At 65.4% G+C, this 14737-nt stretch carries 13 protein-coding genes; 9 read left to right on the top strand and 4 right to left on the bottom strand.

The window, feature by feature from the left end; all coding sequences use genetic code 11:
* Nucleotides 1-61 precede the first annotated feature (61 nt).
* The 4 genes from ACVENA_RS05185 to ACVENA_RS05170 form a co-directional block, all read right to left on the bottom strand.
* The gene (locus ACVENA_RS05185; RefSeq protein ID WP_449327923.1) at nucleotides 62-850 is read right to left on the bottom strand and encodes a hypothetical protein; all 789 of its coding nucleotides are present in this window, start codon (nucleotides 848-850) and stop codon (nucleotides 62-64) included.
* A gap of 121 nt (nucleotides 851-971) precedes the next feature.
* Nucleotides 972-2801 carry an AMP-dependent synthetase/ligase gene (locus ACVENA_RS05180; RefSeq protein WP_449327922.1) on the bottom strand — a complete coding sequence of 610 codons (1830 nt, stop codon included), beginning with the start codon at nucleotides 2799-2801 and terminating at the stop codon, nucleotides 972-974.
* A 181-nt stretch (nucleotides 2802-2982) separates the two neighbouring features.
* A complete protein-coding gene (ggt, locus tag ACVENA_RS05175; protein WP_449327921.1) occupies nucleotides 2983-4674 on the bottom strand; it encodes a gamma-glutamyltransferase in 1692 nt (563 codons plus the stop codon).
* A gap of 70 nt (nucleotides 4675-4744) precedes the next feature.
* Nucleotides 4745-5815, bottom strand: coding sequence for a quinone-dependent dihydroorotate dehydrogenase (locus tag ACVENA_RS05170; protein ID WP_449327920.1), 1071 nt, complete (start codon nucleotides 5813-5815; stop codon nucleotides 4745-4747).
* A gap of 110 nt (nucleotides 5816-5925) precedes the next feature.
* On the opposite strand from ACVENA_RS05170, the gene ACVENA_RS05165 reads away from it, so the two are divergent.
* From ACVENA_RS05165 to ACVENA_RS05125, 9 genes are all read left to right on the top strand, one after another.
* The gene (locus ACVENA_RS05165) at nucleotides 5926-7698 is read left to right on the top strand and encodes a DUF885 domain-containing protein (RefSeq protein ID WP_449328894.1); all 1773 of its coding nucleotides are present in this window, start codon (nucleotides 5926-5928) and stop codon (nucleotides 7696-7698) included.
* Nucleotides 7699-7789: 91 nt separating this feature from the next.
* The gene (locus tag ACVENA_RS05160; RefSeq protein WP_257548721.1) at nucleotides 7790-8674 is read left to right on the top strand and encodes a helix-turn-helix domain-containing protein; all 885 of its coding nucleotides are present in this window, start codon (nucleotides 7790-7792) and stop codon (nucleotides 8672-8674) included.
* Between the two features lie 294 nt (nucleotides 8675-8968).
* Nucleotides 8969-9478 carry an RrF2 family transcriptional regulator gene (locus tag ACVENA_RS05155; protein WP_449327919.1) on the top strand — a complete coding sequence of 170 codons (510 nt, stop codon included), beginning with the start codon at nucleotides 8969-8971 and terminating at the stop codon, nucleotides 9476-9478.
* A complete protein-coding gene (gene sufB / locus ACVENA_RS05150) occupies nucleotides 9475-10962 on the top strand; it encodes a Fe-S cluster assembly protein SufB (RefSeq protein ID WP_449327918.1) in 1488 nt (495 codons plus the stop codon). The genes ACVENA_RS05155 and sufB overlap by 4 nt, the downstream gene beginning before the upstream one ends.
* Nucleotides 10959-11327 carry a hypothetical protein gene (locus ACVENA_RS05145; RefSeq protein WP_449327917.1) on the top strand — a complete coding sequence of 123 codons (369 nt, stop codon included), beginning with the start codon at nucleotides 10959-10961 and terminating at the stop codon, nucleotides 11325-11327. The genes sufB and ACVENA_RS05145 overlap by 4 nt, the downstream gene beginning before the upstream one ends.
* A 1-nt stretch (nucleotide 11328) precedes the next feature.
* Complete coding sequence (gene sufC, locus ACVENA_RS05140; protein WP_449327916.1) at nucleotides 11329-12180, top strand: Fe-S cluster assembly ATPase SufC; 852 nt, start codon at nucleotides 11329-11331, stop codon at nucleotides 12178-12180.
* A 112-nt stretch (nucleotides 12181-12292) separates the two neighbouring features.
* The gene (locus ACVENA_RS05135) at nucleotides 12293-13024 is read left to right on the top strand and encodes a SufD family Fe-S cluster assembly protein (protein ID WP_257548711.1); all 732 of its coding nucleotides are present in this window, start codon (nucleotides 12293-12295) and stop codon (nucleotides 13022-13024) included.
* A gap of 20 nt (nucleotides 13025-13044) precedes the next feature.
* A complete protein-coding gene (locus ACVENA_RS05130; protein ID WP_449328893.1) occupies nucleotides 13045-14229 on the top strand; it encodes an aminotransferase class V-fold PLP-dependent enzyme in 1185 nt (394 codons plus the stop codon).
* Nucleotides 14226-14696 (top strand): SUF system Fe-S cluster assembly protein, encoded by a 471-nt coding sequence (locus tag ACVENA_RS05125; protein ID WP_449327915.1) that lies wholly within the window; start codon nucleotides 14226-14228, stop codon nucleotides 14694-14696. The genes ACVENA_RS05130 and ACVENA_RS05125 overlap by 4 nt, the downstream gene beginning before the upstream one ends.
* Nucleotides 14697-14737: the final 41 nt, after the last annotated feature.

Genomic DNA, 14737 nt, shown 5'->3' with positions numbered 1-14737 from the left:
CGGTTTGCACCGAGCTCTTTCGGGTCGCATCCCCGCCTGCAACCTCAGCACTCGCATCGAACTAGCGTCCGCTACGCACCTGCCGGGTCGCTAGCGTCCGCGCCTGCTCGACATACCAGTCGTCGGCGCTGGTTCGGCCATCGACCTTTGCGCGCTGCGCATATTCGGGTGCGAGATTCCGGACCCCGGAACCGACGGCCAATCCGACCGACCGCGCCCATTCGACCGTTTCCGCCTGACCGTGGGCGTTGCTGCGACGTGCGATCTCCGGCTCGATGATCGCAAAGGTCGCATCCTCGGCACGCTTACGCGTCGCCGCGGGAATGCCGCCGATCACCGCTTCGCCGATCGCCGCGCCGCGACTGCCGCTCACATAGCGGGCGGCGATCGCACGCGCGCTTTCGACATACCATTTATCGGCGCCGACACCTCGGCGCCGGTATTCGGCGTTCAGCGCGCCGACCTGCCGGCCGGTATCGCCCGCCGCCTTGTTGAGCCATTGACCGGCATTGGCATTGCCATAGGCCTGCAGCCGGCGCCGATATTCGGCATTGAGGACGGCCATCACCGCATTTTCGGCTTGGTTGGCGACCGCCGACGCGATGCCGGTCGGACGCGGCCGCGTCGCTCTGCCCTCGCAGCCGCTGAAGCGCCGGTTGGCATCGTAGCAGACGCCGTTACGCGCATCGCTGCTGCGTGTCTGGTCGATCTGGTCCTGATTGATATTGTACCAGACGTTGGTCGTCAGCGTCGCCTGAAACATCTGCTGCGCGCACTCGACGCATTGCGCCTGGACGGGCGCTGCCCAGAGACTGCCGAGCAGGCACAGGATCGAGACAGAATAACGCATTGGAGGCCACCTCTCGTATCAGCTTGTCCGTCATCCGGACATGGCCCCCTCTTCCTTACGCCCTTCTGAACGTGAAGAGTCAAGCCACTGATCTTGCGCGGCAATCGCTTCTGCTTACCCGTCAGCCGCCGTACAGCGCCGCGATCTTGTCCTCATAGACCTGCCGCAGGATATGCCGCCGGATCTTCATCGAGGGCGTCATCTGCTCATTCTCGATGGTGAAGGGTTCGTCGGCGAAGTCGAACTTGCGCACCTTTTCGATCACCGAGAGCTGCTCGTTGACGCGGTCGACGGCGGCGCGGACGGCGGCGCGGAATTTTTCATGCTCGCGGAGCCGCTCGAGATCCTTGGGCAGCCCCTCCGCCTCGGCCCATTCGGCCATCCATTCGGGGTCGGGAACGAGGATGCCGACGAGATGCGGGCGCTTGTCGCCATAAACCATCGCCTGCAAAATCTCCGGCTGGAGCGTCAGCATCCCCTCGACGCGCTGCGGCGAGACATTGTCGCCCTTGTCGTTGACGATCAGATCTTTCTTGCGGTCGGTAATGACGATCCGGCCCTTGGCGTCAATATGACCGATGTCGCCGGTGTGGAGCCACGGCCCCTTGTCGGGCTCCACCGGATCGACGACGAGCACGCGCTCGGTCTCCGGCTGGTTGCGCCAATAGCCCTTCATCACCAGTTCGCCGCGGACGAGGATTTCGCCGTCGTCGGCGATCTTCACCTCGGTGTTCATCAGCGGCGGGCCGACGGTGTCCATCTTGAGCCCAGCGGCGGGGCGGTTGCAGCTGATCACCGGCCCCGCCTCGGTCTGCCCATAGCCTTGCAGCAGGGTCAGGCCGATCGAGTGGAAAAAGACCCCGATTTCGGGATTGAGCGGCGCGCCGCCCGACACCAGCGCCTTCATCCGGCCGCCGAAGCGCTGCTGGATCTTGGGGCGGAACAGCTTGTTGAGGAGGAGGTCGACGGGGCGGTCGAACACGCCCATGCGGCGTTCATAATCCTTTTCGCCGACGCGCAGCGCCTGCCCCAGCATCCAGTTCGCAAGCTTGCCCTGCTTCTCGACCGACTTGATCATCCGCGCGCGGATCACCTCGAACAGCCGCGGCACGACGACCATGATCGTCGGCTTCGTCTCCTCGATGTTCGAAACGAGCTTTTCGAGCCCCTCGCTGTAATAGATTTGCGCGCCGACCATGATCGGCAGGAACTGCCCGCCCGAATGCTCATAGGCGTGGCTCAAAGGCAGGAAGGACAGGAAGGTCTCATTCTCGCCGATCCCGAAGTCGTTGACGAGAATCTCGGCCGCCCCGGCGCCATTGTGCAGGATCGCGCCATGATGCTGCATCACCCCGCGCGGCGCGCCGCCCGTGCCGCTGGTGTAGATGATGCAGGCGGTGTCGTCGCGCGTCATCGCGAGCCCGCGCGCCTTCGTCTCCTCGACCCACGCCTCGCCGCCGGTGACGAGCGGGTCCCAGTCGAGTACGCGCACGTCGCCCTGCTGGCCGACGCGCAGGCTTTCCATCGTGATGACGAGCTTGACGTTCGAACGCAGCACCGCGGGCATCAGCGTCCGCGCGAGCTTCGCGGTCGAGACGATCACCGCGCTCGCGCCGCTGTTGTCGAGGATATGCTGGTGATCGCGCTCGGTGTTGGTGGTGTAGGTCGGCACGGTGATGCAGCCCGCCGCCATGATGGCGAGGTCGGCGATGCAGAATTCGGGCCGGTTCTCGCTGACCAGCACGACGCGGTCGCCGTCCTTCAGCCCCAGTTCGCGCAGGTTGTGCGCGAGCGCCGACACCTGGTTCGCGACCTGCCGCCAGCTCAGCGGCTGCCACGCGCGATCGGCCTTGCGCCACAGGAACGGATCTTCGCCGCCCCGCCCCGCGCGGTCGAAGAACATCGCGACCAGACTCGGAAAATGGTCGAGATGGGGGTTTACCAGCTTCATGCCTGCGCCTCTCCTCGGGAGATTATATTGTCATTGGGCCATTCTTAAGGTCAATCGCCACACGATAGAAGCCCATAACCCCTCCGTCATCCCGGCGAAGGCCGGGATCTCGCCGCTGCGCTGTGACGCGAGGGTGAGATCCCGGCCTTCGCCGGGATGACGATGAAAAAGGCCGTAATAATCAGTTCTGCGCCGGCGCGCCATCGACCGACGAGGTGCCGGGGCCGCGCGGATCGGCGGCGCCTTGCCAGCCATCCCCGACCCGCTGGATCGCATTGAGTTTCGAACCGAGGTCGGTCGGCGTGAAGCTGTAGCCGAAAGGCTTCATCTTCGCGGCAATCGCCTCGCCCGCCGCATCATTCTCGATCAGCACGCCCTGCTGGCCGAAGAAGAGGTTGGGAAGTTCCATCGCCGATTTGGCGTCGAGGCCCCAGTCGAGGACGCCGATCAGCGTCTTGGTGACATGCATGATGATCCGCTTGCCCCCCGCCGAGCCGAGCGCGAGCACGACCTTGCCGTCGGGACCATAAACGATCGTGGGTGCCATCGAGGACAGCGGGCGCTTGCCCGCCTGCACCCGGTTCTGCGTGGGCACGCCGTCCTGGATCGGCGCGTGGTCGAAGTCGGTGAGCTCGTTGTTGAGGAAATAGCCGTTCGCCATGAGCTGACTGCCGAAGATGCTCTCGACCGTCGAGGTCATCGACATCACGTCGCCGTCCTTGTCGACGACGACGAAATGCGTCGTCCCCTGCTCCTTGACCGGCGCCGCCGCGGCGCGCGGCTTGGCGCCCGGCGGAGTTCCGGCCTCATAATGCCCCGCGGCGCCGAAGGGCGAGATGAGCTGGCGGCGTTCGGCGAGATAGGCCTTGTCGAGCAGCCCCTTCACCGGCACGTCGACGAAATCGCTGTCGCCGAGATAGGCGGCGCGATCGGCATAGGCGAGCTGCATCGCCTCGGCGAGCAGGTGCCAGCTCATCGGATCGTCCTTGCCCATCGTCTTCATGTCATAGGCTTCGAGTATCCCGAGGATGCCGAACACGGTCGTCGCCCCCGACGAGGGCGGCCCCATGCCGCAGACTTTATAGATGCGATAGGTGGTGCAGACCGCCGGGCGCTCCTTCGCCTTGTAGGCGGCCAAATCCTTGAGCGTGAGCTGGGTCGCGTTGCGCGGCGCCTTCGCGACCGCGTCGCTGATCGCCTTGGCATTGGCGCCCGCGTAGAAGGCCTCGGGGCCGCGCGCCGCGATGTCGCGGAGGATCGCGGCATAGGCGGGGTTCCTGATCGTCGTGCCGACCGGCGCGGGCTTGCCGCCCACATAATAGATAGCGCGCGCCGCCGGGAAGTCCTTCCAAAGCGGCTCGAACTGAACGAGCCAGTTATTGAGCGCGGGGGTGACCTGATAGCCGTCCTCGGCCAGCTTGATCGCGGGCTGGAACAACGCCTTCCATTCGAGCTTGCCCCATTTCTTGTGCGCCATCTCCATCAGCCGGACGTTGCCCGGAACGCCGACCGAGAGGCCGCCCGGAATGATGTCCATATAGGGACGCGGCTTGCCGTCGGGGCCGAGAAAACGCTCGGGCTTGGCGGCGGCGGGCGCGGTCTCACGGCCGTCGATCGTCGAAATGCTGCCGTTCCCGGCATCGTGATAGACCATGAAGCCGCCGCCGCCGATACCGCTCGACTGCGGTTCGACCAATGTCAGCACCGCGACCATCGCGATCGCCGCGTCGGCAGCGCTGCCGCCCTCGTGCAATATCTCGCGCCCCGCCTCGGTCGCGCGCGGATCGGCGGACGAGGTGACGCCCTGCGCGCTCGCGAGCGACGGGAAGGCGATGACGAAGAGGCTGAAGGCCGCAAGGAGTCGTTTGATCATGGGCGCGACATTGGCGCGGGGGTCGGGACAGCGCAACCCTTGTTCCCCCTCCCGCAAGCGGGAGGGGAAATCAGTCGCCTGCCCCCACCGCATCGCTCACCCGCGCAAACCCGTCGCGCTTCGCGAGCGTTTCCAGCCCGCGCGCGATGCGTGCGGCGAGCCCCGGCCCTTCATAGACCATCGCCGAATAGATCTGGATCAGGCTGGCGCCCGCGCGGATGCGCTGCCACGCCTGCTCGGCCGAGCCGATACCGCCCGCGGCGATCAGCGGCAGCTTGCCGCCGCTCGCAGCGCGAAAATCCCTGACGCGCTGGAGCGCCAGTTCGGCGAGCGGGGCGCCCGACAGCCCGCCGGCCTCGCCGGCATGGCGCGAGGCAAGCGCCGGCCGCGCGATCGTCGTGTTCGACACGATCACCGCGGCGAGCCCCTTGGCGAAGGCGACCGCGACGATGTCGTCGATGTCGGCGGGCTCAAGATCGGGCGCGACCTTGAGGAATACCGGCTTTGCCGCGCCCTTCGGCTGCGCGGCCGCGACGCCGTCGAGCAAGGCCTCCAGCGCGCCCTTGTCCTGCAAGGCGCGCAGTCCGGGCGTGTTCGGCGACGATATATTCACCGTCAGATAATCGGCGAGCGGCGCCATCGCGGCGGTGCCCTTCGCATAGTCGGCGATGCGGTCGGCGCTGTCCTTGTTCGCGCCGATGTTGATGCCGAGCGGCACCGGCAGGCCGTAACGGCGCAGGCACGCAATGCGATCGGCCGCCCGCGCCTGCCCGCCGTTGTTGAAGCCCATGCGGTTGATCACCGCGCGATCCTCGACCAGCCGGAACAGGCGCGGGCGCGGATTGCCGTCCTGCGGCAACGGAGTCAGCGTCCCGACCTCGACGAAGCCGAAGCCGAAATGCGGCATCGCGTGCGCGACGCGCGCATCCTTGTCGAAGCCCGGGGCGAGGCCGACGGGATTCGGGAAATGCAGCCCGGCCAGGTCGGTCGCGAGCGCCGGACTGGTCAGCGCACGCCGCGCGCGCGGCAACGGCTGGAGCGCGTTCAGCGTCAGGTTATGCGCCGCTTCGCCATCGGTGGCGTGGACGAGCGGACGGACGAGCGCATAGGCGGCGTCGGCGGCGGATGCGAGGAGCGACATGGGCCCGCCATTGCGCGCGCGGGGGCCCTATGGCAAGTCCATCGTCGCAGGAAAACAGGGAGAAAATCGTGTCGCACCGCCGCCTGATCGCCGCATTGTCCGCCAGCCTGATGGCGCTCGTCATGGCCGGCTGTGCCGCGCAGCCCGGCGTCGCCACGCCCGCCGCCGAGGCCGCGCCGGACCAGCAACCCGCGGGGGCCAGCCTCGGCGATTTCTTCCAGAAATATGACGATGCGCAACTCTCACTGAGCCCGCAGGGCAAGGCCTATCGCGGCATTCGCGACGCCGATTATGGCCGCTGGGACGATGTTGGCGACGAGGCGGCGGTCGCGCGCCACAAATTGCAGCAGGCAAGCGCCGACGCGATGCGCGCGAGCTTCGATCCGGCGACGCTTTCCGCCGACTACGCGCTGTCGTTCGAGCTGTTCAACGCACAGGCGGCGCGCGCCGACCGGCTCTTCGCGTGGCGCGACCACGACTATATCTTCGACCAGATGAATGGCGCGCAGAGCCGCCTGCCCGCTTTCCTGATCAACATCCACCGCGTCGCCAACGTCGCCGAGGCCGAAGCCTATGTTTCGCGTATTCGCGGGCTCGGGCCGCTGCTCGATGCGCTGTCGGCCGAATCGGCGAAGCGCGCCGGACAAGGCTATGCGCCGCCGAAATGGGTCTATACCTATGTGCTTTCGGATATCCGCAACCTGCTGAAACCCGACAATGCGGTGATCGAGGATATCACGACAAAGGTCGGCAAGCTCGACGTCGATGCGACCGAAAAGACGCGGTTGATCGCCGCCGCCAAGGCCGCCTGGACCGACAGCGCGGCCCCCGCCTATACCCGCCTGCTCGCCGAGATGGAGCGCCAGCAGGCGGTCGCGCCGACCGAGGACGGCGTCTGGCGGATGCCCGGCGGCAAGGATTATTACGCCGCGCTGCTCGCCAATTATACGACCACCGACATGAGCGCGGCCGAGATCCACGCGCTCGGCCTGTCCGAAGTCGCGCGCATTCACGGCGAGATGGAAGCGATCAGGAAGAAGGTCGGCTTCAAGGGCACGCTGCCGCAATTCTTCGAGCATCTGCGGACGAGCCCGCAATATTATTATACGACCCGCGAGGCCTATCTTTCCGACGTCGCGGCAAAGGTGAAGGCGATGGAGGCACGGCTGCCCGCCTATTTCAACACGCTGCCGAAGGCGTCCTTGCAGGTGAAGGCGGTCGAGGCATTCCGCGAGAAATCGGCGGGCAAGGCCTTTTATCAATCGCCCTCGCCCGACGGGTCGCGGCCCGGCACCTATTATGTGAACCTCTATGACCTGCGCGACATGTCGAAGACCGAACTCGAAGCGTTAGCCTATCATGAGGGCATTCCCGGGCACCACCTCCAGCGCGCGGTGCAGACCGAACTCAGCGGCCTGCCGCCGTTCCGCCGCTTCGGGGGCTTCACCGCCTATACCGAGGGCTGGGGTCTCTATTCGGAGGAACTCGCCAAGGACATGGGCGCCTATACCGATCCCTACAGCGATTTCGGGCGGCTGGGGATGGAGCTGTGGCGCGCGTGCCGCCTCGTCGTCGATAGCGGCATCCACGACAAGCGCTGGAGCCGCGAACAGGCGATCCGGTATCTGAAGGAGAACACGCCCAACCCCGCCGGCGACATCGAGAAAGCGATCGAACGCTATATCGTCTATCCGGGCCAGGCGACCGCCTATCTGATCGGCAAGCTCAAGATCATGGAGTTGCGCACTCGCGCGCAGACCGCGCTTGGGGACCGCTTCGACATCCGCGCCTTCCACGACACGGTATTGCAATCGGGGCCGGTGCCGCTCGACATATTGGAGCGCCGGGTCGATGCCTGGATCGCGAGCGAGAAGCAGGGCTGACACGGAATTGCGGCTTGACGCCTCGCCGCAAATGGAAAATTATGGCGGATAGAAAAAGGCGGCAACAAAGCTGCCTGGGGTCGGTCTCGTCATGTCGGAAACTGCTACGCCAGCGGGCGCGGAGGGCGATGCGCCGTTCGAGCTCCAATATTTCCCGCCCGATCCCGATCTGGCGGAGATGGTATCGAGCTTCTACTTCGTGCGGATCGACATGCCGTTGTTCGACGAGGCCGAGCGCGCCGACCGCCCGCAATTCCGGATCATGAGCACGGCCGAGGGCGAATATGTCTTCCCCGACGGCCATCGCTTTCCCGCCGGGCGCGCGACGATCATCGGCCCCACGAGCGGCAGCGTGCGCGCGATCGGCCGCGGCCCGCTTCGCATCTATGGCTTCGGGATGATGCCCGCGGGCTGGGCGACGCTGATGGGCGATCATGCCGATAAGCTCACCGACCGCGCGATCGATGCCGCCGACCTGTTCGGAAACTGGATCGAGGAGGTGATCGAAACGCTGATCGGCGCGGCCGACACCGCCGAGCGGCTGGTGATCGCCAATAATTTCGTCCGCGAGATCCTGAAGAAGAACGAGCCGGCGCCGGTGTGGTTCACGCGCACCGTCGACCAATGGCTGACCGCATCGATATCGCCGCAGGTTCCCGATCTCGTCGAGGCGACGGGCATGTCGATCCGCTCGGTCGAACGGATGACCAAACATTATTACGGCCTGTCGCCGCGGATGCTGGCACGCAAATATCGCGCGGTGCGCGCAGCCTCCGCGCTCGCGCGCGGCGAATGCCTGGAGGAAGCGCAACTCGGCGACGCCTTTTACGACCAGTCGCACCTGATCCGCGAAATGAAGCGCTTTGCAGGCGCGACACCGGGCCAGCTCGCCCGCCCGACGCTTTATACCGAAGCAACGACCAAGGGGCGCAAGCAGATGGCGGGCAAGGTCAGTCCGCTCGTCTCGGACACCTGATCCCCGACCTGTCCCGGGACAGGACGAAAGAAAATAGCGCCGGATGACGATTTGGCGTTTCCATCCAATCGCGAATCGCGCGGTCGGCATAATTCGAGCTTGCGACCCAGAAGAGCTCTTCCTCTGACGAGGACAGAGACCTTCATCTCGGCACTCGTTCGGCCTCGGCCGGGCGGGTGCCTTTTTCTTTGGACCTCCCAATTCGCGCTTGCTTGCGCCGCGCGCAGCCCTCGCCTATATAAGTGGAGTAATTCGCTCCAGTTAAGAATCATTCGCAATTCCAACGAGGATTTCGTGCGCCTGTCGAACCTTGCCGATTATGCCGTCGTGCTGATGAGCGCCGCCGCGCGCCAGTGCGGATCGGTGGCGCTCAGCGCCGGGATGCTCGCCGAACAGACGGGAATTCCGGGGCCCACCGCGCAAAAGCTGGTGAGCGGCCTCGCGCGTGCCGGCCTGCTCGTCGCTTCGCGCGGCAGCGGCGGCGGTATCCGCCTCGCCCGGCCCGCGGCGGCGATCAGCGTCGCCGACATCATCGAAGCGGTCGAGGGACCGATCGCGCTCACCGCCTGCTGCGACGAGGGGCGGCACGACTGCGGCTTCGAGGGCGCTTGTCAGGTGCAGCCGCATCTGGGCGTCGTCAACGGCGCCGTCCGCGCGGCACTGGACGCGATCAGCCTGGCGAGCCTCGTTAAGCCCCTCCCGCTTGCGGGAGGGGTTTGGGGAGGGCCTGTTGCCACCCCCGCTTCCGCCGACATTCCCTCCCCCAACCCCTCCCGCAAGCGGGAGGGGAGGATAGAAGCATGACCGACAACCCCACCCTCCCCGTCAAGGACCAGGCCGCGCACGATGCCGCGGCGAAGGTCGCCGATTATGAACATGGCTGGTCGTCGGCGATCGAAACCGATTTCGCGCCGAAAGGGCTGAACGAGGATATCGTACGCTTCATCAGCGCCAAGAAGAACGAGCCCGAATGGATGCTCGACTGGCGGCTGAAGGCGTTTCGCCACTGGCTGACGATGACGCCGCCCGACTGGGCGAAGCTCGACGTCCCGCCCATCGATTACCAGGACGCCTATTATTACGCAGCGCCCAAGGCGAAGCCGAAGCTGGCGAGCCTCGATGAGGTCGATCCCGAAATTTTGGAAGTCTACAAGAAGCTCGGCATCCCGATCGAGGAGCAGAAAGTGCTCGCCGGGGTCGAGGGCGCGCGCAAGGTCGCGGTCGACGCGGTGTTCGACAGTGTCAGCGTCGCGACGACCTTCCGCGAGGAACTGAAGCGCGCCGGCGTGATCTTCCTGTCGATCAGCGAAGCGATCCGCGAATATCCCGAGCTGGTGAAGAAGTGGCTCGGCAAGGTCGTGCCGATGCACGACAATTATTTCGCGACGCTCAACTGCGCGGTCTTCTCCGACGGCACCTTCGTTTATGTCCCCGAGGGCGTGCGCTGCCCGATGGAGCTCAGCACCTATTTCCGCATCAATGCCGAGAATACGGGGCAGTTCGAGCGCACGTTGATCATCGCCGACAAGGGCGCCTACGTCTCCTACCTCGAAGGCTGCACGGCGCCGATGCGCGACGAGAACCAGCTCCACGCCGCAGTCGTCGAGCTGGTCGCGCTCGACGATGCCGAGATCAAATATTCGACCGTCCAGAACTGGTATCCCGGCGACGCCGAGGGCAAGGGCGGCATCTATAATTTCGTGACCAAGCGCGCGCTGTGCCAAGGCAAGCGCAGCAAGGTATCGTGGACGCAGGTCGAAACCGGCAGCGCGATCACCTGGAAATATCCAAGCTGCGTGCTCAACGGCGACGACAGCGTTGGCGAATTCTATTCGGTCGCGGTCACCAACAATTATCAACAGGCCGACACCGGCACCAAGATGATCCACAACGGCAAGCGCACCCGCTCGACCATCGTCAGCAAGGGGATCAGCGCGGGCAAGTCGAACAACACCTATCGCGGTATCGTCCGCGTCGCGCCCAATGCCGAGGGCGTCCGCAACTTCACCCAGTGCGACAGCCTGCTTTTGGGAAGCACATGCGGCGCCCACACCGTGCCATACATCGAGGTCCGCAACCCGAGCGCGCAAGTCGAGCATGAGGCGACGACGAGCAAGATCAGCGACGACCAGCTCTTCTACGCAATGCAGCGCGGTCTTTCGCAGGAAGAAGCGGTGGCGCTGATCGTCAACGGCTTCGCCAAGGAAGTGCTGCAGCAACTGCCGATGGAATTTGCGGTCGAAGCGCAGAAATTGTTGGGGATCAGTTTGGAAGGGAGCGTGGGGTGATGACGTCCTCAATTCCAACGCAGGAAGAATTTGATCGAGCTTCGGCACAGATGGCTTATCGTGATCGCAATTGGGACGACATTTCAACGGCCGCTCGCGCGAAATTATCGGACATATTCGACCTGCAGGAGTTCGCGATCTTTCCTAATGACTGCGAATTCGCCGCGATCATCTTCTTGCGAACGGACGACGAGCTTAGGCGCACCCGTGAAAACGGTGGAGAGTCCAAAGCACGCCAAGTCCTCTTGAATGTCATTCGCCCTTTTCGCCACGAGTGTGCGGAAATCAGAATCGTTGTTGAGTTGGACAGCCACGAGAATGTGATTGCCAATTACGACGGCAGCTATTTCAACAGATTGCGATAATATGCTCAAAATAGAAAACCTCCACGCCATCGTCGCTGACAAGCCGATCCTGAAGGGCCTGTCGCTCGCCATCAATGCGGGCGAGATTCACGCGATCATGGGGCCGAACGGCGCGGGCAAGTCGACGTTGGCCTATGTGCTCGGCGGGCGGCCGGGGTATGAAGTGACCGAGGGGTCGGTGACGTTTACCCCTACTCGTCATGCCGGACTTGATCCGGCATCCACGGCTGCGGCGCCGGAATGGACCCCGGGTCAAGTCCGGGGTGACGACGGGGGTGTTCGGGATGGCGAAGGTGGGGAGATCGACCTCCTCGCGCTCGACCCGCACGAGCGCGCCGCCGCGGGTCTGTTCCTCGGCTTCCAATATCCGGTCGAAATTCCCGGCGTGTCGAACGTCCAGTTCCTGCGCGAAAGCCTGAACGCCCAGCGCAAGGCGCGTGGGCAGGAGCCGCTGTCGGGCGGCGATTTCCTGAAGCTCGCGCGCGAGAAGGCGGGGCTGCTCAAGCTCGACATGGACATGCTCAAGCGGCCCGTGAACGTCGGCTTTTCGGGCGGCGAGAAGAAGCGCAACGAGATGGTGCAGATGGGCATCCTCGATCCCAAGCTCGCGATCCTCGACGAGACGGACTCGGGGTTGGACATCGACGCGCTGCGCATCGTCGGCGACGGGATCAATACGATCATGCGGCGCCCCGACAAGGCGGTGCTGCTGATCACCCACTATCAGCGGCTGCTCGATTATGTGCAGCCCGATTTCGTCCACGTCCTCGCCGCCGGGCGCATCGTCAAGTCGGGCGGACCCGAACTGGCGCGCGAACTCGAAGAACATGGCTATGCGGAGGTGGTGGCGTGACCCGCTTTCGCGCCGCAGGCGCAATCTCTTCTTTTCTCCGCGTCTCCGCGTCTCCGCGTGAATCCTTCATATTGTTCACGCGGAGACGCGGAGACGCGGAGAGGAGCAGGCCGTGAGCGCAGCGACTCTCCCTACACGCCGCGACGAGGCGTGGCGGTATAGCGATATGGAGGCGCTGGCGCGCCTCTGGCCGCTACCCGCGCCCGAAAGCATCATGGTGCCCGCAGGCGGCAGCTTTGCGCGCGCGATCGTGCAGGACCTTGGCGACATCCGCCAGATCAACCTCACCCTTGGCAAGGGTGCGGTTGCCAAACTGCATGTGCTGAACATCGGCGGCGCCTACGGGCGCATCGAGATGAACGTCACCCTCCATGAGGGCGCTGATTTCACGCTCGGCGCGGTGCAGATCGGCGGGGGGGAACAGACGCTCGAGATCGTCACCACCGTCACCCACGCCGAGCCCGGCGCGACCTCGCGGCAGGTGGTGCGCTCGGTGCTGGCGGGGACCGCGACGGGCACCTATCTCGGCAAGGTCGCGGTCGCGCGCGGGGCGCAGCAGACCGACAGCGCGCAGGATGTGAAGGCGATGCTGCTGACGCGCAGCGCGACCGCCAACGCCAAGCCCGAACTCGAAATCTTCGCCGACGACGTCAAATGCGCGCACGGCTGCGCGATCGGCGAGCTCGATGCGGAAGCGCTCTTCTACCTCCAGTCGCGCGGGATGCCGCCCGCCGAGGCGAAGAAGATCTTGCTGCAGGCGTTCGTCGCCGGCGTGTTCGACGGGGCGGAGGACGAGGCACGGTTGCAGGAACTGGCGCTGGCGAAGCTGGGAGAATTGGTGTGAGCGTCGCGGCAGCCACGGACATGCCCTCCCCTAACCCCTCCCGCAAGCGGGAGGGGGACATAAGGGCCGAGTTCCCCGGCCTCACCCCCGGTTGGCATTATCTCGATACCGCCGCGACGGCGCAGAAGCCGCAGGCGGTAATCGATGCCTGCACGCTGGCGATGGGGCGCGACTATGCGACCGTCCATCGCGGCGTCTATGCGCGGTCGGCCGACATGACGCTCGCCTATGAGGCGGCGCGGCGGCGGATCGCGGCGTTCATCGGCGGGATCGAGGAGCAGGTGACCTTCGTGCGCGGTGCGACCGAGGCGATCAACCTCGTCGCCTATAGCCACCCGCGCAAGGGTCGCGTGCTGCTCTCGACGCTCGAACATCACAGCAATATCGTGCCGTGGCAGCTCGCGGGCTGGCAAATCGACGTCTGCCCACTGACGGCGGACGGCCGCATCGATCTGGGCGCGGCGGAAAAGCTGCTGACGCGCGATCACACGATGGTCGCCTTCGCGCATGTCTCGAACGTGCTCGGCAGCCCGCTCGACGTCGCGCGCGCGGCGGAGCTCGCGCACCGCGTCGGCGCCGAGCTGCTGATCGACGGCTGCCAGGCGGTGCCGCGGCTGCCGGTCAACGTCGCCGCGCTCGGCTGCGACTATTATGTCTTTTCGGGGCACAAGCTCTATGGCCCCACCGGCATCGGCGTCTTGTGGAGCGACAAGCTCGACGCGCTGGCGCCGTGGCAGGGCGGCGGGTCGATGATCGACCGCGTGACGTTCGAAAAGACGACCTACGCCCCTGCCCCGACCCGCTTCGAGGCCGGCACCCCGGCGATCGTCGAGGCGCTGGGGCTCGCGGCGGCGGCCGATTATGTTTCAGCGCTGGGCGTCGAGGCCATTCATGCGCACGAGTGTGCGCTCGTCGGCTCGTTGCGCGAACAGCTCGCGCGCAAGAACAGCATTACCCTGTTCGGCCCCGAGGACAGCGCCGGGATCGTCAGCTTTGCGATGGCGGGGGTCCATCCGCACGACATCGGCACGATCCTCGACGAAAGCGGGGTCGCGATCCGCGCCGGGCATCATTGCGCACAGCCGCTGATGGCACACCTCGGCGTGCCCGCGACGGCGCGCGCCAGCTTTGGACTTTACAGCAACGACGACGATGTGGCGGCGCTGATCGACGGCCTCGCCCGCGTCGAAAGGATTTTCGGATGAGCGACGAGCGGACGATCAGGATCGAGGAAGTGGAAAGCGTCGAGGCGCCGCCCAAGGCGCGCGTCGAGGATGCCGAGCCGGCTGCTGCGAAGCTGGAGCGCAAGCGCGACTATCTGGAAGGCTTCCTCGCCGCCAAACCGGCGGCCGACGATCCGAACGCGGTCGGCGGCGATCTCTACGAAGCCGTGGTGGGTGCGCTCAAGGACATCTACGATCCGGAAATTCCGGTGAACATCTATGACCTCGGCCTCATCTACAATATCGAGATCGACGAGGGGCATGTGCTGATCACCATGACGCTGACGACCCCGCATTGCCCGGTCGCCGAATCGATGCCGGGCGAGGTCGAACTGCGCGTCGGCGCGGTGCCTGGCGTGGGCGATGCCGAGGTCAATCTGGTGTGGGATCCGCCCTGGTCGCCGCAGAATATGAGCGACGAGGCACGGCTGGAACTGGGGATGCTGTGATCGCGGGCGCGATCAGGGGTGGGCGCGGGCGCGAACCATCC

This window comes from Sphingopyxis sp. 550A (genome assembly GCF_053569535.1).
The sequence above is the reverse complement of the archived record's forward strand: the minus strand, read 5'-3'. Positions and strand labels throughout refer to the sequence as shown.

Excerpts from the sequence above, each read along its gene's own strand:
- ACVENA_RS05185 (WP_449327923.1), bottom strand. The coding sequence starts at position 850 with ATGCGTTATTCTGTCTCGATCCTGTGCCTGCTCGGCAGTCTCTGGGCA.
- ACVENA_RS05180 (WP_449327922.1), bottom strand. The coding sequence starts at position 2,801 with ATGAAGCTGGTAAACCCCCATCTCGACCATTTTCCGAGTCTGGTCGCG.
- ggt (WP_449327921.1), bottom strand. The coding sequence starts at position 4,674 with ATGATCAAACGACTCCTTGCGGCCTTCAGCCTCTTCGTCATCGCCTTC.
- ACVENA_RS05170 (WP_449327920.1), bottom strand. The coding sequence starts at position 5,815 with ATGTCGCTCCTCGCATCCGCCGCCGACGCCGCCTATGCGCTCGTCCGT.
- ACVENA_RS05165 (WP_449328894.1), top strand. The coding sequence starts at position 5,926 with ATGGCGCTCGTCATGGCCGGCTGTGCCGCGCAGCCCGGCGTCGCCACG.
- ACVENA_RS05160 (WP_257548721.1), top strand. The coding sequence starts at position 7,790 with ATGTCGGAAACTGCTACGCCAGCGGGCGCGGAGGGCGATGCGCCGTTC.
- sufB (WP_449327918.1), top strand. The coding sequence starts at position 9,475 with ATGACCGACAACCCCACCCTCCCCGTCAAGGACCAGGCCGCGCACGAT.
- sufC (WP_449327916.1), top strand. The coding sequence starts at position 11,329 with ATGCTCAAAATAGAAAACCTCCACGCCATCGTCGCTGACAAGCCGATC.
- ACVENA_RS05130 (WP_449328893.1), top strand. The coding sequence starts at position 13,045 with ATGCCCTCCCCTAACCCCTCCCGCAAGCGGGAGGGGGACATAAGGGCC.
- ACVENA_RS05125 (WP_449327915.1), top strand. The coding sequence starts at position 14,226 with ATGAGCGACGAGCGGACGATCAGGATCGAGGAAGTGGAAAGCGTCGAG.